Origin of the sequence: Nitrincola alkalisediminis, from assembly GCF_009821115.1 — a bacterium.
Taxonomy (GTDB): domain Bacteria; phylum Pseudomonadota; class Gammaproteobacteria; order Pseudomonadales; family Balneatricaceae; genus Nitrincola; species Nitrincola alkalisediminis.
The window spans coordinates 1-23445 of sequence record NZ_VYTY01000016.1; the positions used below are offsets into that span (position 1 = coordinate 1).

Below are 23445 nucleotides of genomic sequence, written 5' to 3' on the forward strand. Positions count from 1 at the left end.
CCGTCCGCCGCTCTCAAAAGTAGCAAGCTACTTTCTACCGCTCGACTTGCATGTGTTAGGCCTGCCGCCAGCGTTCAATCTGAGCCATGATCAAACTCTTCAGTTTAAATTTTCGACAATCAATCACCTAAGCAACCAATCATCTAATTCATGCTCAAAAACGTACATCTAAATGAATTCACATATAGGTTGCTTGTTTTTGATTAAGCTTTAATGCCTAACCTGAACAAGCACCCACACGCATTACCTGATTAATTTTTTAAAGAGCGTCTTGGTCAACTCGGTGTTTTGAGTCGTCTCAAGCGAGGTGCGTATATTAATTAGACTTCACACTCACGTCAACACTTAATTTCTTTTTTTTTAGTTTTTTTAATTAAAACCGAAATGCTGGATATCTATCAGTGTAACATCTTCTGGCATAATCAATTCTGAATAAAAATTCTTAGCAACACGCGCAAAGCGTTCAGGCCCGTCCGTTACTAAGAAGATCACCTTTCCATTCCTCGATGTTGGATTTAGTAGCCCCAGACCATCCAGTGCATTGCATAATGCTTCAGCTGCTGTAGTTGCAGAATCGACCAACCTAACTTTCGGCCCGACTACATTTTGAATAGCCCCCCTTAATGAAGGGAAATGTGTACAACCCAGAACCAGTGTATCAATACCTTCTTGCTCAGGGTCATGCACAAACAAACTTTCTAATGACTTTTTAACGATTCCTTCAACCAGCTCACCTTCATGCCACCCTTCCTCAGCAAGCGCCACAAACAACGAGCAGGCCGCTGCTTTGATTGATGCATCAGGCCGAATTGAGAGAATCGCTTTTTGATAGGCCTGATTACTAATGGTGCTTTCAGTAGCAATAACACCAATATGGCATTTTTGACTCACGCTAACGGCCGCTTGCGCACCTGGATCAATCACACCAATAATCGGCAGATCCGGACGGGAGTTTCTCAAAACATCTAGAGCGGCAGCTGAAGCTGTATTACACGCAACAACGAGCGCCTTTATATCATAAGACTCCAGCGCCCTTACTGCTTGCTCTGCATACTTCGAAATCGATGCAACACTTTTGGTTCCGTAGGGAACACGAGCCGTATCGCCTAGATAAACTAAGTTTTCATTCGGCAAGCACTTCCTAACCTCATTAAGAACCGTTAAGCCCCCAACACCAGAATCAAATAAACCTATCGACTTGCTCACACCGACACTACTATTTTCCACGTTTATCCGACCGCTTCTTAGCTTGTTTTTTAAGTGCTTTAATATGCTCTTTATTACGCTCTTTTTTAGCTTTTTGCCGAGCTGTTAAGAGATTTCGCTTACCTGCAAAGGGGTTATCGCCCGTTTTAAATTCGAACCGTATAGGTGTCCCACGAATTTTAAGCAATTTAACAAATCGATTTTCCAGGTAACGCTTATAGGATATCGGCAGAGAATCTGTTTGATTACCATGCACAACAATAATAGGAGGATTTGAGCCCCCTTGATGCGCATAACGCAACTTGATGCGATGCGTATGAACGGAGGGAGGTTGATGATCAGCAACAATATCCTCAAGCAAACGTGTCAGTTTATTTGTCGACCATTTCGCCATCGCAGAATCAAAGGCCTCATGGATTGAACCATAGAGATCACCAACACCTGTTCCATGCTTAGCTGAAATAAAATGCATTCGCGCAAATGCAACAAATTCAAGTCGCCGCCTTATTTGTTCTCGCACCTTTTCTTTATGTTCAGAGGTCATTCCATCCCATTTATTCAAAGCAATAACCAATGCACGTCCAGAGTCTATGATGAACCCAAGCATGTGCAAGTCTTGCTCCGTAACCCCTTCTCTTGCATCAACGACCATTACGACTACATTAGAATCACGTATCGCTTGAAGGGTTTTAACAATTGAGAACTTTTCCACTGCTTCAGTGATATGTTTACGGCGCCGCACGCCTGCAGTATCGATCAGTGTATATTTTTTATCTTCGCGCTCATACGGGATATAAATACTGTCACGCGTAGTGCCTGCTTGGTCAAAAACAACTACACGCTCCTCACCGAGCATTCGATTAACAAGTGTCGATTTTCCGACATTCGGACGACCTATGATTGCAATGCGTATCGTATCTTTGTAATCGTCTTTTTCAGCCTCATCCTTGATGCTCAGTAAGAGATAGGGCTCAAGCACCAACTCCATCAATTGTGAAACACCACGACCATGTGAGGCGGCTATCGGTATTGGCTGCCCTACACCTAGGCCATAAAAATCAGCCATTGCCACATTTTCATCTATACCATCGGTCTTATTCACAACCAACCTAAAAGGTTTATTACTTCGACGCAAATGATCAGCTATCATTTCATCTGCTTGATTCAAGCCTGATCTACCATCAACAATAAAGAGCACAACATCAGCTTCCTCTATTGCGTATAGGGATTGCTGAGCCATCGCTTTGTCAATACCGGCTTCATCACCTGTGATACCACCCGTATCAATCACAATGTAGCTGCACTCATCAAGCTGCCCTTGGCCATACTTGCGATCACGTGTCAATCCTGGAAGATCAGCTACGAGCGCATCTCTCGAGCGCGTCAATCGATTAAACAGTGTTGATTTACCAACATTAGGACGCCCAACAAGCGCAATTACCGGAAGCATAGTTTTTCCCAAAACCAAAAACGGCCGACTGTAAAAAACAGACAGCCGTTTTTGGATATTAAATTCATTAATTCAGCTGAATAGCCGCTAACCGTCCAGCATTTGTTAATACATAGAGAACATTGTCACGCACTAACATGTCGCCCGTCACACCTGATGAATCCAACCTGTGACGCGCTACAAAACGCCCGTCGACCTGTGACATAAAATGTAAATACCCCTCAGCATCACCGACAACGACTGCATTTCCTATCACCGCTGGTGCTGACAAGCGCCTTAATGATAAATCTCTTTGCGTCCAGACACTAGCTCCACTTGCAGCATCCATGGCCAGAACAGCATCTCTGTCATTTACTAAATAGATATTTCCAAACCCTGTTGCTAAGCTTCGGTAGGTTGAAACATCATGCCCCCAAAATGTCTGGAGGTTAAACGGGTTGATCGATCTGATCTGTCCCTGGTACGCCGCAACATATAATGTATTGTTTAAAATAAGCGGCCTTCCTTTAATATCTGCCATTCGCTCCAATTCAGAACGACCACTACCATCCGCAATTCGAGTTTCCCAAAAGAACAAACCACTTTCATTATTCAGTGCAACCAATTTTCCGTTTGAAAAACCGGCAATTGTTACATCTGATGTGAGCAGTGGAGCCCCCGTACCTCTCAGTGATAAGGATGGAACTTGCGCATCATACGTCCAACGATGCGTGCCTGAAACTCTATCTAATGCCGTTATACGACCATTCACGGTCTGAACAACAACAATGGATGGGTTTATTTGTACCTGTGCCGTTGCTTCGGACGTTAACTGATAACGCCATAACTCGGTACCATTTTCAGCACTTAAGGAAACAATCTCACCTGAACGCAAATTCACGATCACATGACCATGCCCAGCGCCCACGCCACCAACAATGGGATCTTTCAAGTTAACTGACCAAATCCTTTGGCCAGTCCTACGATCAAAAGAAGCAACCAAACCTTTATGATCAGCTGCAAAAATTCTGTCGCCATCAATCGAAACAGTCATTTCATGAAAGCGTCTACCTGGACCATCCCCTACATTTGCCGTCCACAGCACATTCACTCTATTCTCAGATACAATATCAGGGAGTGGTGATGGTTTCACCTCATCACTTTTACTCCAAAAACCACAGCCTCCAAGCAAGACAAAGAGAACCAGCAAGACCGAAAATCTGAAGAGGTTTTTCATGAGCCACTCCCTGAACCCAAATCATCACGCTTCATTTGCAAAATTGGCCTCGCTTCACCCGTATTAGCCGCAAGCGCACGATCATACTCACGACGTGCAGACTCAATATCCTCTTGCAAAAAGTATGCATCTCCGCGCAACTCATGATAGATAACTGCAAAGCTAGCAGGGTCTATTGAGTCCATCAATAACAAAGCTTCACCCGCTTTTTGTTCGCCCAGCAAAATTTTTGCCTTACGCAGGGTGGCTATCCGCTTAATATCCTCTTCTTTAGTGTTTGCCACCACCCAGTCGAGCTCAGCTATCGCAACCTCATTGTTATTCGACTGCACAGCCGCCCTTGCCAAAATTAATGCAGCATATTGTGCATACGTTGACTTAGCGTGCTCGGCTTTTAAGCGCTCACCTAAATGTTGGAGGGTTTCACTTGTTTGCGCCCTTCCTTCATCTAAATCAACAACGACAGACTCAATCAGGCTTTGATAGAGCATAGAAGCCTGCGCTGCATTCGTTGCTTGACGTGACTGCCAACCCTGCCAGCCCACAACGATAGCAACCGCAGCACCAACACCTAGCACCAGCGCTTTACCGTTTTCTTTCCACCAATTCTTTAGTGCATCCAGTTGCTCTTCTTCAGTTCGCAGTTCAGCCACCTGATTAACTCCTACAACCTCAAAATTTTGTTAGAAAAGAATCCGTCAGATCCTTCACACTGATTTCTTGCTGATCAATGGTTTCACGCAAGAACTTTACCTGAACCGTATCATGTTCCAGTTCTTTCTGCCCAATCAATAATGCGACACGAGCACCACTGGCATCTGCTTTTTTAAGATGACTCTTTAAACTGCCATCCCCACAACCGAGCACAACCTTAAGCTCTGTCTCATCCCTTAAGGTTTCAGCTACACAAAGTATTTTTTGTTTCACTTCCAACGTGGTCGTAAGCGGGAGAATGTACACATCTGCCTGCTGATAAAGTGACGCTGGTAATTTAGAGATAGACTCTATTAACAAAATTAACCGTTCAACACCCATGGCGAAACCAACAGCAGGCGTCGACTTACCACCTAGCTGTTGAACTAAACCATCGTAACGACCACCTGCACAAACAGTCCCCTGAGCACCTAACGCTTCCGTAACCCACTCGAACACAGTTTTGCTATAGTAATCGAGCCCTCTAACCAGTCGCGGATTCACTCGAAAGTTAACACCTACACTGTTAAGCAAAGCTTTCAAACATTCAAAGTGTGAGGTAGATTCAGCATCAAGATAATCATGAAAATTTGGGGCTTCATTTAAGATCAGTTGAGTTTGTGCTGATTTACTGTCTAAAATTCTTAGAGGGTTGCTTGTTAGGCGACGCTGACTGTCAGGATCTAAATCATCTTTACGAGTGGTAAGATAGGCTACAAGGTCATTTTTAAACGCCTGCCGAGACTCTGCACTCCCTAATGTATTAATTTCCAGTGTCACAACATCTTCAATTCCGAGCTGTTTCCAAAGACGTGCACTTAGAAGAATTAATTCAGCATCTATATCTGGACCCGACATCCCAAAGGTTTCAACACCTATTTGATGGAACTGCCTATAGCGCCCTTTTTGTGGTCTCTCATAGCGGAACATAGGCCCTGCATACCACAATCTCTGAACCTGGTTGTAAAGCAAACCATGCTCTTCACAGGCTCTTACACAACTCGCGGTCCCTTCAGGACGAAGCGTTAGGCTTTCATCATTTCTATCCGCAAAGGTATACATTTCTTTTTCAACGATATCAGTGACTTCACCAATCGACCGTTTAAAAAGATCGGTTTGCTCAACTATTGGTGTTCTAATCTCTCGGTATCCATAACCAGCTAAAACATCACGAACTGTTTTTTCTAAAAACTGCCATACAGGAGTCTTTTCAGGAAGAATATCATTCATTCCCCGAATTGCTTTAATCTTTGACAAACTATAATCCTGCCATTACTTTTTCTTTTAAGGGTTTAAAGGCAATGTAAAACGCGCGACATTTGTGTTTGTAAGTGACGAAACATCAATTATAGTGCCTTTATACAAAGCACTTGCAACCGCATCAACACGCCCAACAATCACAGATAAAGGCTCAGATCCGGCAATTTGTACCTGATCACCCCTATTAGCAACCGCTGAGTAAATGGTTTTTCCACTGGAGTCTCGAACCTGAACCCAGCATTCATTTGTGAAGCTCATGTCTAATCCATCAAATATAACCGGTAATATTTCGACAATTTCTTCAACAACTTCCTCAACAGTCTCTTCTACAACCTCAGCCACACTAGGAGACTCAGACTCACCAACGGAGTCTTCTATAGGATTTCCGTCTGAAATCAAGGCATCAGGCGCCAAGAAGCCCTCATCAATAAGACGCTCGCTTTCACTTGCTATGTCAGTCATAGTCGCCGTTAGGCTAGATGCATCAGATGGAACAACTCGATATTGCTCTTGCGACCACCAAAAGATGACACCTAACATCGTAAGCACAAACAGCCAAGAGACCCCCCTGGCAAACGGCACCTTGAACGGATCTCGTTGCTTCACACTATTGGTCGATTTGATCACCGGAGGCGCTAAGTTAACAGTTCCAAGCCGTTCAAACGCAACCGTATATTTTTTTGCATCTAACCCTAAGTAATTAGCATAATTACGGATATAGCCTCTCATAAACACTGGATTATGAAAGGTTTGCGGCTTCGATGACTCAATAGCGGCAATGACTTTTGGCATTAAGTGCAAATCAGTCGCCACCTGACTCAATGTCAAGTGTTTTGACTCGCGTTCCATTCTTAGTTCATGCCCGGGAAATCCATTTTCCGACCGATAATCTTGATTATGGTCGCCTGTACTCAATTCACCGACTCCCTAAATAGCCTATATTCCTCAGAATCAGGGTATAAATTTCTTAATAGCAAACCATAGGTTGCAGCTTGGCTAGGGTTACGCTCCGCGCGTGCTATTCTTACGCCAACCCATAAACTGCGCGCAGAATGCTGTGCGTTTCGATTGTCGACCATTTGTCTAAAACGGTCAAACCATTGCATCGCTTCTGGTAGATTGCCATTGTCTAACAACAAATCTGCCAACTCCACTTGTGCAAAGGGTCTTGAACGATTCAGCTCAAGCGCTCGCTTAAAAGCGTCTTCTGCCTGACCTAGACGCCCTGTCATACGATAACAGCGACCTACGTTTTCAAATGCTTGAGCCCGAGCAGAATAAAAGGGATCATCAGCCGCTTTTTGCAACTCAACACATGCCTCTGGATAACGCTGCTGTGCAAATAAAAAAGCACCGTAGTTGTTTCGGTGCATTGAATTATTAGGGTCCAGCTGCGTGGAGCGTTTGAAATATTCTTCAGCTAACGCATTTTCACGCTCATATTGAAACACTAACCCCATTGCATTATGGGCTGGAGCATAGCGCTCATTAATGGCAAGAGCTCTTTGCAACGACTGCTTCGCATTATTGGTATCACCCGCTTGCAAATATTGTAACCCCAACTGCGTATAGGCTTGTAAAGCAGCATCCGGTGAAGAGGTTGCATCTTGCCTTACTGTTTGTGATACACATCCAGCAAAACTAAAAAAAATCAGTATGACTAACGCGAGCCTAACCTTCACCCTTTACTCCTTATAAACTATCCATTTATCATGATGGCTGTTGTACCATGCTGATGTACTTTTGGCTACGTCGGGTACGATCATCCACCTGTCCGACTAACTGTCCACACGCAGCATCCACATCATCTCCGCGTGTTTTTCGAACCGTTGTGATGATACCCGCATTAACAATTATCTGCTTAAACCGCAAAATTGCTTCCTCGTTTGGCTTTTCGTATCCTGAACCTGGAAATGGGTTAAACGGAATTAAGTTCAGCTTACAAGGAAATTTACGCAACACTTTTATCAGTTGCTGAGCATGCTCTATCTGATCATTAACACCCTTTAACAGGGTATATTCTACTGTAATAACACGCTTATCATTCAAATGCTTTAAATAATTATTGCAGGCATCAACTAATTCGCGAATCGGATAACGGCTATTCACGGGCACAAGCTGACTTCGCAATTCATCATTCGGAGCATGTAGCGAAACGGCAAGCGAAACATCGCTAACACCTGCAAGCCTATGCATAGCCGGAACAACACCTGCTGTACTTAGTGTAACCCGTCTTTTAGATAAGCCATACGCATTATCATCCATCATCAACTGTGTTGCATCAAGTACATTATCAAAGTTCAGAAGAGGCTCGCCCATCCCCATGAAAACAACGTTTGTAACACGGCGTTCATCAGAAGGATCGAAAGGCCCAAAAGAGCGAATCGCAACACGCAACTGAGCTATAATTTCAGCAGTTGACAGGTTACGGTTAAACCCCTGCTTTCCCGTAGAACAAAAACTACAATCTAAGGCACATCCAACTTGAGAGGAAACACAAAGTGTTTTTCTTGCGCCTTCAGGTATCAGAACCATTTCAATACTTGAACCGCCATCCATGCGAATAACCCACTTACGCGTCCCATCCGCTGAAAACTTTTCAACAACCACTTCAGGTTCGCGAATATCAGCAACGCTCTCCAATTTTTCTCTTAGGCTTTTACTAAGATTGGTCATTTCATCAAAGCTACTCGCACCCCTCTGATGAAGCCATTTCAGAACTTGAGTTGCTCGAAAACGCTTTTCACCTAACTCGTCGAAAAAAGCTTCTAGTTTTGATGGGGATAAGCCAAGTAAGTTGACTTTAGTTGGAGTTTGCATACAGCGTACCTGATTGTTCAATATAATATGGGTCGACATCTCTTGCCGACCCATGAAATCGATGGTTATTTACCCACCAAAGAAGTAAGCAATTTCGCGCGCAGCTGAAGCTTCTGAGTCTGAACCATGAACCGCATTCGCATCAATTGAAGAAGCAAAGTCACGACGAATAGTGCCCTCTGCTGCTTCTTTAGGGTTTGTTGCACCCATCAAATCACGGTTAAGAAGAACAGCATTTTCACCTTCCAAAACCTGAACAACAACAGGACCAGAGGTCATAAACGCCACGAGATCAGCAAAGAATGGACGCTCTTTATGCTCTGCATAAAAACCTTCTGCTTCTTCTTTGGAAAGTGTTTTCATTTGCATTGCAACAATCTTTAGACCTGCTTTTTCGAAACGAGTTTCAATTTCGCCGATCACATTTTTTGCAACAGCATCAGGTTTAATGATTGACAGAGTACGTTGTAAAGCCATGGTCTATTTCCTCGCTTAAAACTAAGGTCGATAAAGGATAAAAGGTTGGCAATTATACGTGATGAAACTGAGACTGAACAGCGATTAACATCACTGTTCAAGATGATGAGGTTAGTGCTTATGTGAAATTGACTTGTCATCTTGCAATTCTCGATGCAACAACGCCATAAGCTCAGCTTCAGGACGGCCTATACCACATGATCGCACCAAGTCTTCGACACCAGCACCCATCTCCATGAGTCTAGCTGCTTGGTTATACGCAAGCACCCCTGGATCTCTATTTTCTAACTCAATTTGCTTTTCGGCTGTAATATTCAATTTACGCTCAACAGCAACCAAGCGTTTACCTAAACCAATGGAGCTGCCTGTTGCGCCTTGAATTTCATTGCGTAACACTTTCAATAAAACCTGATGTCTCTGTTCTTGCCGTTTAACACGAATCAGTGCCATGATAGACAGGCCAACAGCGACTATAGCTAAAAACGCTAAACTCGCCAATATAACCCAACCATACGCACCTCCCGCGAACTGCGACATCAGACAATCATCACCCCAAACTCATCCAACAGTTGTTGTATATCTAAAATAGCGCAGCGCTTTTCTAAGCACGTAGCATAAAGCCAAGCTCTATGCGTCTTATCCTTATTGATATTTAGACTACTCAAAGGTATGTAAATAGATTCAATGATTGAGTTACAGGCCAACGCCCAAGACCTTCCCTTTAAAACAACAATATCTGTATAAGCCGCATCATCTACATTATAGGTACTCGGAATCACCCATACACCCGTGTCAACCACAACCGTTTGCTGATAAGCATCGCCATATCGACCTAAAATCCAATCTTGCCTTGAATCAATGCTTAACGTCAGATCCCGAATTTCAGATGCCCCCTCGACATAATCAAACGGGACAGCTAATTTTAAACCATGTACGTCTATTAAAAGACAATGCAGGTCATCATGGGCGGCTGGTTTTTGTGACGAAACTACACGTTCAATATCCGCCATAGAACTGGCCTCGATAGACTTTTTAATTTCTGGCTCTGGCTCTGGCTCTGGCTCTGGCTCTGGCTCTGGCTCTGGCTCTGGCTCTGGCTCTGGCTCTGGCTCTGGCTCTGGCTCTGGCTCTGGCTCTGGCTCTGGCTCTGGCTCTGGCTCTACAACAGAAGCATAATCCGCTTGCTCAAGCGTAGGCAAGCCTTCATCCATTTTTTTTAAATCATCTACTTGATCAAGCCCTGCCAGACTTTCATCAATATCGAACTCGTCGACATCAAGTAAAAGAGCCTCTAAGTACTCATATACAACTTGCTTCTGATCCGCCATTACGCCCCCTTACGATGCTCTAATAGGTTTCGTAGTAACCGAGCATATGCATGAACACCACGACTTCCAGAATCCAATGTTGAGGGTACAACCCCCTTGATACTCGCATTTCTGAATTTAGTATCAACAGGGACTACAGCGCCAGACACCTTGTCGCCATAGACATTGTGCAACTCTCGGAGACTGCTAACGGATGCCTGTGTTCGTCTATCGTAAAAAGTGGGCAAAATTGTGTAATTCAACTTTGCTTTCCTAGCTCGATTGATCATATCAATCGTTCTAATCATACGTTCAAGACCTTTTAACGCGAGAAACTCAGTCTGGACAGGAATGATAAGGTGGTTACAAGCGGCAAGCGCATTGACCATTAAAACTCCTAATACAGGCGGACTATCAATAATGACATAATCATATCGATCTTTTAAGAATCGCAACGCTTTCGCAACCTGTAAACCCAACCCTTCCTTACCAACCGCTTTACGCTCTAGCGTTGCTAAGGCAGTCGAGGCTGGCAACAAGTCAATATTTTCACTATCCGTTTTAACAATCAATGAGTTAACTTGAGAAGAGCTTAAATCTGGCCGTTCAAACAAGTCATAAGCGCTCAACTCTATCTCATCAGGATCAAATCTAAAATAGCTAGTCAGTGAACCGTGAGGATCAAGATCCACCATCAAAACTCTATAACCCACCTCCGACAAGAGACCCGCAATAGAAACAACTGTTGTTGTTTTACCAACACCGCCTTTTTGATTCGCAACCGCCCAAACCTGCATATTTCTTTCCTGTTAACGGTCTACTTTTTGCCATTCGGAGCAGACAGGAGATCACCAATATCATTTAAATCCAAAACGGCATCGGCTAAACCCGCATTCACAACGGCCTGCGGCATACCGTAAATGGTACATGTCTCTTTACTTTGAGCCCACATTACAGAGCCTGCCTCTTTAAGCCGACGTGCACCCTCACAACCGTCCGCTCCCATTCCTGTCAAAATAATACCTAACACTTTACTTTGATAAAGCCGTGCGGCGGATGCATATGTAAAATCAACACTTGGCTTGTACGTTAAACGCTCATCACCTGGGATAATTTTCAACTTATCCGTCTGGCGCGGATCAATCATCAACTGCATACCGCCAGGACAAAGTAACGCAAGACCCGGCCTCATACGGTCACCGTCGACCGCCTCTCGTACCTCAATAGCACACTGCTGATTTAACCTCTCTGCAAACACCTTGGTAAACGTAGAAGGCATATGCTGAATAAGCAAAATTGGATGCGGAAAATTCGACGGGATACGCGTCAAAATTGCCTGCAACGCAGCCGGGCCCCCTGTAGACGCCCCAATTACAACCAATCGACAGTCTGGAAGTTTAGTCGGTTTAGTAAGGCTAGAGGTAGACACTTTTGAAAGAGAATCTTGTTGCCGAGCCGATAATCCACTGACTGTCTGATCTTGACCTGAGTGCACTCTAGACACGTGCTGACGCCTCGCCTCTAGAGCACTTTTTACTTCCACATCTCGTGTAGAGCCGACAGATGGAACAGAAGGCTCCGGCCGGAATACCATTGTCGTCGAGGACCCGCTCGCCGAAGGGCTCCGACCAAACGCGGCATTGGTATTAAAGTTACGAGAGGTTCCTAATGCAACAACTCGATCAATCAATTCCTTACGCAAATCACTCGACCGATCCATCCAAGCCCGTATATCTTTAGGCAAATAATCAACGGCCCCAGCCTCTAATGCACGTAACGTCACCCTTGCTCCTTCATGAGTCAAGGATGACAGCATCAACACATTTGTTGGCGCAACTTGCATAATTTGCCTTACCGCCTCAATACCATTCATTTTTGGCATTTCAACGTCCATGGTTATAAGATCCGGCCGTAGACGCGTTGCCTTTTCTACAGCCTCAGTACCATTTACGGCAGTCCCAACAATTTTAATTCGCGGATCACTTCCTAACGTTTCTTCTATCCTGTTGCGAAAAAAACTCGAATCATCAACGATCAATACTTTTACCGCCATACAGAAATCACCCACTCAATCGAGCTAAACCGACTATTCTGCATAGCGTTTCAAAAGGTTTGGAATATCGATAATGAGTGCTATCCGCCCGTCACCCGTAATTGTTGCCCCAGATAAGCCTTGCGTTCCATGTAGAATAGACCCCAATGGTTTTATGACCACTTCCTCCTGTCCTACCAATTGATCAACAACAAAGCCGACTCGGGTAGTACCAACCGAAACAATAACAACATGCCCCTGTTCTGGCAGATCGGCTACTTCACGTCCTTTTACCAACCAACGCTTCAAGTGAAATAATGGCAATGCTCGATCACGAACAATGATCACCTGTTGCCCATCCACAATATTTGTTTTGGTTAAATCCAAATTATAGATTTCGTTAACATTCACCAAAGGCAACGCAAATGCCTGCTCCTCTAAAGTCACCATTAGGGTCGGCATAATGGCAAGCGTTAGTGGAACCTGGATCGCTATCTGAGTACCTTGTCCAAGAACAGAATCAATTGCCAAGGTTCCATTTAGCTGGGTAATTTTGGTTTTGACGACATCCATACCAACGCCACGACCTGAAATATCTGAAATTTCAGATTTTGTCGAGAAACCCGCTTGGAAAATCAAATTAAAGCATTCATGATCAGTTAAACGAGCAGCAGCTTCTGGGTCAAGCATACCTCTAGAGACGGCCAAACGACGCAATTTCTCCGCATCCATACCAGCGCCATCATCACGAATGATTAATAGAATATGATCGCCTTCCTGTTCCGCCGAGAGCAAAACATGCCCCTCTCTTGGCTTGCCCATCATCTCACGATCTTCAGGCGACTCAATGCCATGATCAACAGCATTTCGAACCAAGTGGATTAGAGGGTCAGCTAAAGCTTCAACCAAGTTTTTATCCAAGTCCGTCTCTTCACCACGTAACTCGAGACGAATTTCTTTTTTCAAACTTCTTGATAAATCTCGAATTAGACGAGGAAAGCGTCCAAACACTTTTTTAACCGGCTGCATCCGTGTTTTCATTACGGATGTCTGTAAATCTGCCGTGACCATGTCCAATGTACCCAAGGCTTTAGACATTTCCTCATCATCACCCGCACCGCCCAACCGCACCAAGCGATTTCTAACCAGAACCAACTCCCCCACCATGTTCATGATTTTATCCAGCAACGCGGTATCAACGCGGACGTTACTCTCTTGAACAACTTTGGCTTGAGCAACAGGTGAAGGAGCAGAGATCGCGGCTCTCGTTGCTCCGTTATCTTCAGCCCCACTCGACGACATAGACGAGTAATCATCTTTGATAAACCTATCGAACTCGGATGAAGATTTTGTCGGAGGCGATGATGGAGTCGGGGACACATATGCAAATGCACCTTCCCCCTTGGCCTGCAAGTCATTCAGTAGCGCTTCAAACTCGTCTTCCGTTATCTCTTCATCGGAACTCATCGAAGCGGCTGAATCGGGCAATTTACCAGGCGCTCCTCCAGATCCGTGCAATTCATCAAGCAGTGCTTCGAATTCACTTTCAGTAATCAAATCATCGTCGGTATCATATGTGTTTGCTTTAGAGGCAGGTTTAGATGCTCCAGCGACTTCTCCTAGCAACAAATCAAATTCGTCATTTGGAGTGTTCGGATTCAACGAAGGCGATGGTGAGACTTCCGCTTTTACAGCAGAGGGAGCTGGTTGTGCAGGTGCAGCTGGCTTAGCCGTAACTGGCTCGGGAGAGTCCTCCACCTCGCCGGAAACAAAAGCCTTCAAACGCGCAAGGAGTGCATTTGATGCGGGCTGAGGTGCTTCTCCATTGCGAACATTGTCAAACATGACGTTGACAGCATCTAAAGATTGTAAAACCACATCCATAAGTGCGGCTGTGAGTTTAATTTCACCGTTTCGGAGCAAATCGAATAAATTCTCTGCTTGATGGCAGCAGTCAACCATTGGATCAAGCTGAAGGAAGCCGGCACCGCCTTTTACGGTATGAAAACCTCTGAATATAGCATTAAGCAAATCACGATCATCTGGCCTTTGCTCAAGATCGACGAGCTGTTCAGACAACTGTTCTAGAATCTCACCTGCTTCAACGAGGAAATCTTCTAGTATTTCCTGATCGACATCCAAACTCATAGACATCCCCTATTCAAAAGCCTAGGCTTGACAACAGATCGTCAACATCATCCTGATTAGACACTGCGTTAGCTTCTTTATTTTTTAATTGAGGACCTTGTGCTTTAATCTGGTCCTCAGCTTGTTTACTTGGATTCGTTACTTTTTTAGACACATCCATGCCGCTCAACCGCTCAACCTTTGACGCCATCTCCATTAATTTAACGAGCTGGGCTTCAACTTGGGTCATTAAGGTAATAACACGCCGAATAAGCTGACCTGTAATATCTTGGACACTTTGTGACACTAAAATTTCAGTTAAGACTGATTTTAACTCAGCCACTGTTTTTTCTGATTCATTTTTGACCATACAAGTTCGGTCATAGACACCGTCCAAAGCTTTAAAATCACCCTCGAGCTGCCCGACTAATAACAACAAGTCTCTAAATCGCTCAGATTGATGATCTAAACGGTCAACTAGTGTTAAGGATTTATCAACACGATCCATTGTCTCATGCGAGTTCTTATCGGTTAGTTCGATCACATAAGCAAGACGATCAGAAGCATCCGACATCGATGGCATCCCTGATGATGTAACAGCTCCACTGCCAATTTTTTCACCAATATCACTTGAGAATGACTTAATTGCCTCATGCAAACCGCGGGTTAGATGCCCTACTTCATTGTAAAAAACTTGGTGTCTCGCTTGCTGGAGCTGGTTAATCAAATCAATAGCTGTGTGCAACTGACCCTGATCAATTGCCAAAACCAACTCTCTGGCCTTTTGGCCTAGTAGCTCTTCGAGTCCTTCGTATTCTAAATTGGCAATTTGACTATTCATTGTTTAACTCTTGTTGTAATGAGCACACGAAAACATCGATTAGGTAATGCGTTCGAAAATCTTCTCAATTTTCTCTTTCAACACCACAGCCGTAAAAGGCTTAATGACGTAGCCATTCACACCAGCCTGCGCCGCAGCGATGATCTGTTCACGCTTGGCTTCAGCCGTCACCATTAAAACAGGTATATGCGCCAACTCAGGATCGGACCTAACCTCTTTAAGGAGGTCTATTCCTGTCATACCGGGCATATTCCAGTCTGTGATCAAGAATTCAATTCGACCTTGTTTTAGTATAGGCAATGCCGTTCTACCATCATCAGCCTCATCGACATTGGTAAAACCGAGATCACGCAACAGATTTTTAATAATTCGTCTCATGGTAGAAAAATCATCTACAACAAGAATTCTGATGTCTTTTTTCAAGACACTATCCCCCAGCTATGATCACTAAAAACATAATTCACTATCATCTATAGTAATCACGGTTTGTCGATATCTCAAACAAAAGCGACTACTTAATTCCAACCTTTTAAACGACTTCTAAGCCTCAGGGCGGCTTGAGAGTGTATTTGACTTACTCTAGACTCACTCACCCCAAGAATACTACCTATTTCTTTTAAATTTAGCTCTTCATCGTAATATAAAGCCAAAACTAACCGCTCTTTTTCAGGTAAATCACCTATCGCTGCAACCAAAGCACTACGAAAGGCATCCTGACTCACTTCATCAGATGGGCTTAGATTATCCCCTTCAAACTGCAAAGCTGATCCTTCATCAGACTCCTCTGTTAGCTCATCCACACTGAATAAACGCGCTTCCATAGAGTCTTGCAACAAAGCATGGTACTCGGATAATGAGATACCGAGCTCATCGGCTACTTCTCGATCAGAAGCATCCCGCCCTTCACGACTTTCTATCTGACGCATAGCCTCTGCGACACGACGACCATTTCGATGAACCGATCTAGGCGTCCAGTCACCACGTCTAACCTCATCAATTATCGCTCCACGAATACGGATACCCGCATAGGTCTCAAAACTGGCTCCTTTACTCATGTCATATTTTGACGCGGCCTCAAGTAAACCAATCATTCCTGATTGTATAAGATCATCCAGCTGCACACTCGCAGGCAAGCGCGCCATCAAATGCTGAGCAATTCGCTTCACAAGTGGTGCATACTGTTCAACCAATTCGTGGCTGGGCGTAAATTGGAGCTGATTATACATGCAGCTTCTTCGTCTGATGTTGTATTTAAATTCGCTGAACCAATCGTTCGACAAAAAACTCAAGATGTCCCCTTGGGCTTTTTAAAACAGGCCAACTGTCTACTTTGATGGCTAGCTGTCGAAAAGCAAGCGATGATTTACTGTTCGGAAAAGCTTTAACAACAGGCGTTTGTTTTTGAACTGCTTTTCGAACTGACTCATCATAAGGTATTGACCCGACATATTGAAGGGTTACATCCAGAAAGCGATCCGTTACAGTCAGAATTTTATTAAACATATGCCGCCCCTCTGTATCTGAATGAACCATATTAGCGAGAATCCTGAAGCGCGTCATCCCATGATCTCGATTCAACATTTTGATCAACGCATAGGCATCCGTAATTGAAGTCGGCTCATCACACACCACCACCAACACTTCCTGAGAGGCTCTGACAAAACTCACCACTGACTCAGAAATACCTGCAGCGGTGTCAATGATCAATACATCCATCGAGTCAGCAATATCATTAAACGCATAAATTAATTCTGCATGCTGATGTTCTGACAAAGTCGTCATTTCTTGAGTACCGGAAGATGCAGGAACAATCCACATGTTGTCGTCAACACGCACCAATACATCTGCCAATGTCGTGTGACCATCTAACACATCTGCAATTGTTCTTTTTGGTCGTAAACCCAATAAAACATCTACATTCGCAAGCCCCAAGTCAGCATCCATCAATACAACGCGTCGCCCCATGTCACTTAGGGCTGTGGATAGATTCACAGAGACATTGGTCTTCCCAACCCCTCCTTTTCCACCTGTAACCGCAATGACTTTTACTGGATGAGCTTGTTTCATATGATGCCCTTACTAGCCTGCTCGAAAGACAGGATCAGACTCATCATCCGATGACTGCCGCTGTGAAACAACCACCGCTCTGCTTACGAGATCTCTCCTTTGCGCAACAATCAAATCATCTGGAATTTTTTGACCATCTGTGACATAGGCTATTGGCAACTGTTTTTCCACCACGAGACTCAAGGCCTCACCCACACTGCCTGACTCATCCATTTTCGTCAATACACAGGCGTTGAGATTCAGTTCTTTATAGATTTCATAGGTACTGCGCAACAACTGTCTCTGACTTGAGCAGGAAAACACCAACAATTTCTTTATTCTCATTGACACAGATGAGAACATTTCCATCTGAGTTTTACCCATTAAATCACGTGTATTCATCCCCGCTGTATCGATCAGAACCAATCGCTTTCCTCTCAAGGATAACAGCACTTCTTCTAAACTGTGATTTTCATCCACAACCCGAACAGGCACGTCTAAAATGCGCCCAAAGGTTTTTAATTGTTCATGTGCAGCAATCCTAAAACAGTCAGTTGTGACTAACGCTAAACTAGAGCTGCCGTGCTGCAAAACATAACGAGCAGCCAACTTGCCAATCGTTGTTGTTTTTCCAACTCCTGTTGCCCCGACAAAGGCAACCATACCACCCCGCTCTATAAACTCTTCGCCAACGACAGGTATAGCATCTGCAAAACGGCCCAATGCGTTTCGCCACGCATCCTCCTCAGACAAGTCTGATTCGATTGAGGACACCAATTGCTGAACCAGTCGAGCACTTAAGCCCATTTGCTGTAAACGAGCTTCCGTCTCTCGAATAACCATGGTGGGTGGCTGATATTGCGCAGGCTTAGGACGAACGGGTGGCTCCTGCACACGCACAATCTGCTCCTGCATCATGGAGCGAAGCTGATGTATTTCCTGCTGCATAACGCGAATCAAGTCATCCTCTGGTGGCGACTGGCGTACATTTCTTGCAGCAGGCGGTGGTGCATCCGACCAATCGTCCGATGCAAAGGAGTCCTTAGACACGACTCGTGATCGTGCATCATCTTGAGTTTTAAGAGAACTCAAAATAAACCTTAACTCCTCATCGTCTTCATCATCAATCTGCTTGTTTTGCGTATGATCCAACACTGGGATAGGTTGCTCTACTGCACGACGCGCCTCGGATATTTTTCGTTCAACACGCTTTAACTCTTCAGCCAAATCAGGATCAGAACGACGTGATTGAGCGCGCGGCACAGCGGCCTTCTCTTCCCGCACCGCTCTAGATTTTGAACGCAGCATTTCGGCCTGAGCTTGCTCATAATCTTCCTCTCGAGCCGCAACCACTTCAACACCACCGGCGACTCGATGATTCGATATAATGACCGCATCCGCTCCAATCTCCTCCCTGACACGCCTCATTGCTTGTCGCATATCAGGAGCAAAAATACGTTTCACTTTCATAATTGATCCTTACCGAAACTGCGCTCATTCATCCACATTACGAATTACCACCCACCGTTGCAACAATGGTCACCCGTTTACTTTCAGGTATTTCTTGATAGGAAAGCACATGTATTTGATGCTCACCATATCGAACAAATCTTGCCATCAAGGGTCTTACAGGTGCGGCAACCAATAATACCGACGGCTTTCCCATCATCTCCTGCTGCTGAGCTGCACGCCCCAATGAGGTTTGCAAACGCTCTGCCATCCCAGGCTCCAACACTAAGGTTTCATCGGACGGCTGACCCTGCTGCATAGAACCCAATAACATTTGCTCTAAGCTAGGTTCTAAGGTAATCACTGGTAATTCTTGATCTGAACCATTAATTCCTTGAACAATCAAACGTGACAACGCTACCCGTACTGCCGCCGTTAACGCCAAGGGATCTTGCGTTCGATCAACAGCTTCAGCCAAGGCTTCAGCGACAGACCGAAAATCCTTAAGTGATACCTGCTCCATTAATAGATTCTGTAATACTTTCAACAATACACTGACCGAAAGCTTTTTGGGTACTAATTCTTCAACCAATTTAGGGCATGTTTTAGTCAACATATCCAAAAGCTGCTGCACTTCCTCATGCCCCATCAAATTATGGGCATTATTTTGCAAAATCTGATTTAAATGGGTTGCAACAACCGTACTCGCATCAACAACAGTATAACCTAATGTTTGCGCATGCTCCTTATGTCCCTTCTCAATCCATACAGCATCTAAACCAAACGCAGGATCCTTAACCGCCACCCCCTTCAAACTACCAAAGACCTGCCCCGGGTTAATTGCCAATTCTCGGTCTGGATACACCTCCCCTTCACCTGAGATAACACCCATCAGCGTAATTCGATAAGCACCTGGCATTAAATCAAGATTGTCTCGTATATGAACAGACGGTACTAAAAACCCTAAATCTTGAGACAACTTCTTCCTAACACCTTTAATCCGACCCAGTAATTGCCCGCCCTGCATCTTATCCACCATGGGAATCAAGCGGTAACCAACCTCCAGACCCACCATATCTACAGGCATTACATCATCCCAATTCAAGTCACGCTGTTCTTCTTCGGCAACGACTGCATCGGGCAAATCGGTTTCCGACTGCTGAAATTCTTTTTGTTTCACCTGTCGACTGTGAATCATATAGGCAATTCCCGCTGCCACAGCCGCTAGGGAAATAAACGCAAAATGAGGCATACCAGGTACAATACCCATCACAAATATCACACCGGACGCAACAAACAACGCCCTAGGCGATGAAAACATTTGCGTAAATACCTGACTCCCCATGGCTTCAGATGAGTTTGCACGTGTCACCATGACCGCGGCCGCTGTTGACAAAAGCAATGAGGGCAATTGCGCGACAAGCCCATCACCAATCGTCAATAAAGAGTAGTTTTTCATTGCTGTATCAAAATCCAAACCATGCTGAAGCATACCGATTCCCAAGCCACCCAGCAGGTTAATCACTAGGATCAAAATACCCGCAACTGCATCCCCTCGAACAAATTTTGATGCACCATCCATAGACCCATAAAAATCGGCTTCTCGCGTCACCTCTTGTCGACGCTCACGCGCCTCATCCTGTGAAATCAACCCTGCGTTCACGTCCGCATCTATCGCCATTTGTTTACCCGGCATCGCATCCAAGGTAAATCGAGCACTCACTTCCGAAATACGGCCAGCCCCCTTCGTTACCACTACAAAGTTAATAATAACCAAAATCATGAAAACAGCGATACCCACAACATAATTACCGCCAACAACCACTTCACCAAAGGCTAAAATAACTTGACCCGCAGCAGCACCACCTTCATGACCATTCAAAAGCACCACGCGTGTAGAGGCCACATTAAGCGCCAAACGCATAAGCGTCGCCGCTAACAAAATGGTTGGAAATACCGCAAAATCCAGAGGGCGCAATGCATAAATACACACCAACAACACAACAATCGATAAAGCGATGTTGAATGTAAAAAAAACATCCAACAAAAAAGGCGGAATAGGCAAGGTCACCATGGCCAATATCACCAACAGCAACAAAGGAATACCTATATTCCCCTGCCCTATTCGTTTCGCACTCTGTACAAACACACCTCTATCCACAACACCCAACCGTCAACATAATGACTAAAAAGATAAAATATTCGATATAGAAACCTATTGGCTATTTAGAGCGATCCATAAAACGCCATTTTTTTGACAAAAAAGCCAAACAACGCCCATTGATGGATCTATGCAATTTTCAAGCCAAATTAATCAGGATCAACTCGAAAAGTCTCTGGAATTTCAAGATCTTGCTCTCTTGGCGGTGGAATTGAAGACTGATTATAGGAAGGTGTGTTTTTTAATTGGTAGACATAAGCTAACACTTGAGCAACGGCTGTATACAAACCTGTTGGAACTTCATCTCCAACCTCCGTTGCATAAAACAGTGCACGCGCCAAGGCCGGTGATGATAGGATCTGGACATCATTCTCTTGCGCTATCTCACGAATTTTTAGGGCGACAAAATCTGCACCGCGCGCAATAATAACGGGAGCATCGCCTTGGCTTTGATCGTACTTAATGGCGACAGCGTAATGTGTCGGGTTGGTAATCACGACATCTGCATTGGGTACATCTTTCATCATTGTTCTCTGCGACATTTCATATTGCAGCTGACGAATACGCCCCTTCACCTCGGGCTTACCCTCGGTATTTTTCATTTCATCTTTCACTTCCTGCATCGTCATTTTCAGTTTTTTGTTGTAGTCATACAACTGATAGGGCACATCTACCAATACAACCAAAATCATGGTTGCACTGATCAGCAAAAAAGACCAAGCCAACACCTCTAACGCATGCTCAATAGATGTTTCAATGTTTTCAGCTGTCAAGGCCATTAACTCAGGCCTCATCACCATGACCACTAAAACAGATACTGACCCAACCACCAATACCTTCGCTATCGCCTTAAAAAGCTCTACCAGCGACTTCATCGAAAACATTCGTTTAATCCCGGCTAATGGATTCAAACGACTGCCTTTGGGCTGCAATGACTCACCACTAAAATTCCAGCCACCCAGTGCGATTGATGAGAAAAAACTGGCTAAGAAGACCATCAGAAAAAAGCCCCACAGGCTGAAAAAACTCTCCCACAGGGCTTCGTACAAGTGAAGAAACATAAATGCTGGATCCGATACCGCGTCTCCTCGAATACTGAAGTTATGGCTAAACATTCGCATCATGGTGTGCCCAACATGACTACCAAACATCAAAGCTGCAGCAGCTGAAGCCATTAGCAAGGCTAGAGTTGTCAACTCTTTCGAGCGCGCGATATCCCCTTTCTTTCGCGCATCTTGTATGCGCTTCGCCGTGGGTTCTTGTGTTTTTTCCTGACCTGTTTCTTCAGCCACTGACTTTTCCCATTAAAGCAACAATGAATGAATAAAACTTAGCATAAAGTCAGTCATACGCACGTAGTGATCATAGAAAATCGGGACATTTACCCAGTGCATAAACAATCCCACCAGCATAATAAATGGAAAGCCTATCGCAAAAATATTTAACTGGGGTGCTGCTTTTGTCATGATACCGAAGGCAAGGTTAATAATTAATAATGCAAGGATTGCAGGCATCGCCATCAATAGTGCCGCCATAAAAAGCCAACTCAGCATCAGAACGATGCGCATAAACACTTCACCATCCACCCCAGTAAGTCCGACGGGTAAGTAAAAAAAGCTCTGGGCTAAGATTTCAATCATCACCAAGTGCCCATTCATTGCCAAAAATAATAACGTCGCCATCATTGAGTAAAACTGAGCAACCACAACAACGCTAACACCATTACTTGGATCCGTCATCGACGCAAAACCCAAGCCCGACTGCATAGCGATAATTTGCGCACCCGCAAGAAAGCTCTGAAACAACAATTGCAAGGTAAAGCCCAGCACAACACCGATTAAAATCTGATTTGCGATCACAAGCCAATTATACAAAGAAAGACCATCGAAAATGGGCATTTCGGGCAGCACAGGCACGATTAAAAGGGTAACAACCAATGCTAGACCCAAGCGAACTCGCACAGGGACCATTTGTGTACCGACTATTGGAATAGCCATAAAAAAAGAGGAAACACGAAACAAAGGCCACAAAAAAGTAGAGACCATCTGTTCCAACTCGGCGAGTGAAACGAACACGGCTCTATCCGATCATATGAGGAATATTCAAAAACAAAAACTCAAACAAATCCATGATTTGAGTCACTATCCACGGCCCTGCATACATTACAGCCAATAAACTAACGATGAGACGTGGCAAAAAGCTCAGTGTTTGTTCGTTAATTTGAGTCGCTGCTTGAAAGACTGAGATTGTTAAGCCCACAAGCAGAGCCGGGCCTACAATCACCACAACGATTTTGATAATCAACCAAAATGCACCGCCATATAGGTCCAGCGTATTTCCAATCAGCACGTTTCAGCCCT

General features: G+C 44.5%; 23 protein-coding genes and 1 rRNA gene. All 24 read right to left on the bottom strand.

What is annotated here, in order from left to right; genetic code table 11:
* Window positions 1–106: ribosomal RNA gene (locus F5971_RS17210) — 16S ribosomal RNA — on the bottom strand; the annotation flags it as partial.
* A 263-nt stretch (window positions 107–369) separates the two neighbouring features.
* On the bottom strand, window positions 370–1227 hold the full coding sequence (gene murI, locus F5971_RS17215; RefSeq protein ID WP_036514805.1) for a glutamate racemase: 858 nt from the start codon (window positions 1225–1227) through the stop codon (window positions 370–372).
* A complete protein-coding gene (der, locus tag F5971_RS17220; RefSeq protein WP_036514807.1) occupies window positions 1217–2656 on the bottom strand; it encodes a ribosome biogenesis GTPase Der in 1440 nt (479 codons plus the stop codon). The genes murI and der overlap by 11 nt, the downstream gene beginning before the upstream one ends.
* 67 nt (window positions 2657–2723) lie before the next feature.
* A complete protein-coding gene (gene bamB, locus F5971_RS17225) occupies window positions 2724–3872 on the bottom strand; it encodes an outer membrane protein assembly factor BamB (protein WP_036514809.1) in 1149 nt (382 codons plus the stop codon).
* Window positions 3869–4525: a YfgM family protein gene (locus tag F5971_RS17230; RefSeq protein WP_036514811.1), complete on the bottom strand. Its 657-nt coding sequence runs from the start codon at window positions 4523–4525 to the stop codon at window positions 3869–3871. The genes bamB and F5971_RS17230 overlap by 4 nt, the downstream gene beginning before the upstream one ends.
* Window positions 4526–4544: 19 nt before the next feature.
* The gene (gene hisS, locus F5971_RS17235; protein WP_036514813.1) at window positions 4545–5795 is read right to left on the bottom strand and encodes a histidine--tRNA ligase; all 1251 of its coding nucleotides are present in this window, start codon (window positions 5793–5795) and stop codon (window positions 4545–4547) included.
* 54 nt (window positions 5796–5849) lie between these two features.
* Window positions 5850–6674, bottom strand: coding sequence for a RodZ domain-containing protein (locus F5971_RS17240; protein ID WP_193496305.1), 825 nt, complete (start codon window positions 6672–6674; stop codon window positions 5850–5852).
* 62 nt (window positions 6675–6736) lie between these two features.
* On the bottom strand, window positions 6737–7507 hold the full coding sequence (pilW, locus tag F5971_RS17245; protein ID WP_036514822.1) for a type IV pilus biogenesis/stability protein PilW: 771 nt from the start codon (window positions 7505–7507) through the stop codon (window positions 6737–6739).
* Between the two features lie 28 nt (window positions 7508–7535).
* A complete protein-coding gene (gene rlmN / locus F5971_RS17250) occupies window positions 7536–8645 on the bottom strand; it encodes a dual-specificity RNA methyltransferase RlmN (RefSeq protein WP_036514824.1) in 1110 nt (369 codons plus the stop codon).
* 69 nt (window positions 8646–8714) lie between these two features.
* On the bottom strand, window positions 8715–9122 hold the full coding sequence (gene ndk, locus F5971_RS17255; protein WP_036514827.1) for a nucleoside-diphosphate kinase: 408 nt from the start codon (window positions 9120–9122) through the stop codon (window positions 8715–8717).
* A gap of 111 nt (window positions 9123–9233) precedes the next feature.
* Entirely contained in the window at window positions 9234–9659 is a 426-nt protein-coding gene (locus tag F5971_RS17260) for a DUF2802 domain-containing protein (RefSeq protein ID WP_036514829.1), read from the bottom strand.
* Complete coding sequence (locus tag F5971_RS17265) at window positions 9659–10450, bottom strand: procyclic acidic repetitive family protein (protein ID WP_193496307.1); 792 nt, start codon at window positions 10448–10450, stop codon at window positions 9659–9661. Before F5971_RS17265 ends, F5971_RS17260 begins: the two co-directional genes overlap by 1 nt.
* Window positions 10450–11226: a ParA family protein gene (locus F5971_RS17270; RefSeq protein ID WP_193496309.1), complete on the bottom strand. Its 777-nt coding sequence runs from the start codon at window positions 11224–11226 to the stop codon at window positions 10450–10452. The genes F5971_RS17265 and F5971_RS17270 overlap by 1 nt, the downstream gene beginning before the upstream one ends.
* Window positions 11227–11246: 20 nt before the next feature.
* Window positions 11247–12482, bottom strand: coding sequence for a protein-glutamate methylesterase/protein-glutamine glutaminase (locus tag F5971_RS17275; protein ID WP_193496311.1), 1236 nt, complete (start codon window positions 12480–12482; stop codon window positions 11247–11249).
* 33 nt (window positions 12483–12515) lie between these two features.
* Window positions 12516–14609 carry a chemotaxis protein CheA gene (locus F5971_RS17280; protein WP_193496313.1) on the bottom strand — a complete coding sequence of 698 codons (2094 nt, stop codon included), beginning with the start codon at window positions 14607–14609 and terminating at the stop codon, window positions 12516–12518.
* A gap of 13 nt (window positions 14610–14622) precedes the next feature.
* Window positions 14623–15354 (bottom strand): protein phosphatase CheZ, encoded by a 732-nt coding sequence (locus F5971_RS17285; RefSeq protein ID WP_237748694.1) that lies wholly within the window; start codon window positions 15352–15354, stop codon window positions 14623–14625.
* A 114-nt stretch (window positions 15355–15468) separates the two neighbouring features.
* Window positions 15469–15840: a chemotaxis response regulator CheY gene (locus F5971_RS17290; RefSeq protein WP_337588686.1), complete on the bottom strand. Its 372-nt coding sequence runs from the start codon at window positions 15838–15840 to the stop codon at window positions 15469–15471.
* A 104-nt stretch (window positions 15841–15944) separates the two neighbouring features.
* Complete coding sequence (locus tag F5971_RS17295; RefSeq protein ID WP_036514140.1) at window positions 15945–16655, bottom strand: RNA polymerase sigma factor FliA; 711 nt, start codon at window positions 16653–16655, stop codon at window positions 15945–15947.
* Window positions 16656–16680: 25 nt separating this feature from the next.
* On the bottom strand, window positions 16681–17496 hold the full coding sequence (locus F5971_RS17300) for a MinD/ParA family protein (RefSeq protein WP_036514142.1): 816 nt from the start codon (window positions 17494–17496) through the stop codon (window positions 16681–16683).
* Window positions 17497–17508: 12 nt separating this feature from the next.
* Complete coding sequence (flhF, locus tag F5971_RS17305) at window positions 17509–18945, bottom strand: flagellar biosynthesis GTPase FlhF (RefSeq protein ID WP_193496317.1); 1437 nt, start codon at window positions 18943–18945, stop codon at window positions 17509–17511.
* 37 nt (window positions 18946–18982) lie between these two features.
* Entirely contained in the window at window positions 18983–21073 is a 2091-nt protein-coding gene (gene flhA, locus F5971_RS17310; RefSeq protein WP_036514146.1) for a flagellar biosynthesis protein FlhA, read from the bottom strand.
* A 161-nt stretch (window positions 21074–21234) separates the two neighbouring features.
* Window positions 21235–22377: a flagellar biosynthesis protein FlhB gene (gene flhB, locus F5971_RS17315; protein ID WP_193496319.1), complete on the bottom strand. Its 1143-nt coding sequence runs from the start codon at window positions 22375–22377 to the stop codon at window positions 21235–21237.
* A 12-nt stretch (window positions 22378–22389) separates the two neighbouring features.
* Window positions 22390–23160, bottom strand: coding sequence for a flagellar biosynthetic protein FliR (gene fliR / locus F5971_RS17320; protein WP_237748695.1), 771 nt, complete (start codon window positions 23158–23160; stop codon window positions 22390–22392).
* 4 nt (window positions 23161–23164) lie between these two features.
* On the bottom strand, window positions 23165–23434 hold the full coding sequence (locus F5971_RS17325) for a flagellar biosynthetic protein FliQ (RefSeq protein ID WP_193496322.1): 270 nt from the start codon (window positions 23432–23434) through the stop codon (window positions 23165–23167).
* Between the last annotated feature and the right edge of the window lie 11 nt (window positions 23435–23445).

What these genes read in the sequence shown, in the direction of transcription:
- hisS (WP_036514813.1), bottom strand. Translation starts at nt 5,795, where the DNA reads ATGAATGATATTCTTCCTGAAAAGACTCCTGTATGGCAGTTTTTAGAA.
- bamB (WP_036514809.1), bottom strand. Translation starts at nt 3,872, where the DNA reads ATGAAAAACCTCTTCAGATTTTCGGTCTTGCTGGTTCTCTTTGTCTTG.
- F5971_RS17270 (WP_193496309.1), bottom strand. Translation starts at nt 11,226, where the DNA reads ATGCAGGTTTGGGCGGTTGCGAATCAAAAAGGCGGTGTTGGTAAAACA.
- flhF (WP_193496317.1), bottom strand. Translation starts at nt 18,945, where the DNA reads ATGAAAGTGAAACGTATTTTTGCTCCTGATATGCGACAAGCAATGAGG.
- rlmN (WP_036514824.1), bottom strand. Translation starts at nt 8,645, where the DNA reads ATGCAAACTCCAACTAAAGTCAACTTACTTGGCTTATCCCCATCAAAA.
- F5971_RS17260 (WP_036514829.1), bottom strand. Translation starts at nt 9,659, where the DNA reads ATGTCGCAGTTCGCGGGAGGTGCGTATGGTTGGGTTATATTGGCGAGT.
- F5971_RS17280 (WP_193496313.1), bottom strand. Translation starts at nt 14,609, where the DNA reads ATGAGTTTGGATGTCGATCAGGAAATACTAGAAGATTTCCTCGTTGAA.
- ndk (WP_036514827.1), bottom strand. Translation starts at nt 9,122, where the DNA reads ATGGCTTTACAACGTACTCTGTCAATCATTAAACCTGATGCTGTTGCA.
- F5971_RS17265 (WP_193496307.1), bottom strand. Translation starts at nt 10,450, where the DNA reads ATGGCGGATCAGAAGCAAGTTGTATATGAGTACTTAGAGGCTCTTTTA.
- F5971_RS17240 (WP_193496305.1), bottom strand. Translation starts at nt 6,674, where the DNA reads ATGGAACGCGAGTCAAAACACTTGACATTGAGTCAGGTGGCGACTGAT.
- F5971_RS17275 (WP_193496311.1), bottom strand. Translation starts at nt 12,482, where the DNA reads ATGGCGGTAAAAGTATTGATCGTTGATGATTCGAGTTTTTTTCGCAAC.
- der (WP_036514807.1), bottom strand. Translation starts at nt 2,656, where the DNA reads ATGCTTCCGGTAATTGCGCTTGTTGGGCGTCCTAATGTTGGTAAATCA.
- F5971_RS17300 (WP_036514142.1), bottom strand. Translation starts at nt 17,496, where the DNA reads ATGAAACAAGCTCATCCAGTAAAAGTCATTGCGGTTACAGGTGGAAAA.
- F5971_RS17295 (WP_036514140.1), bottom strand. Translation starts at nt 16,655, where the DNA reads ATGTATAATCAGCTCCAATTTACGCCCAGCCACGAATTGGTTGAACAG.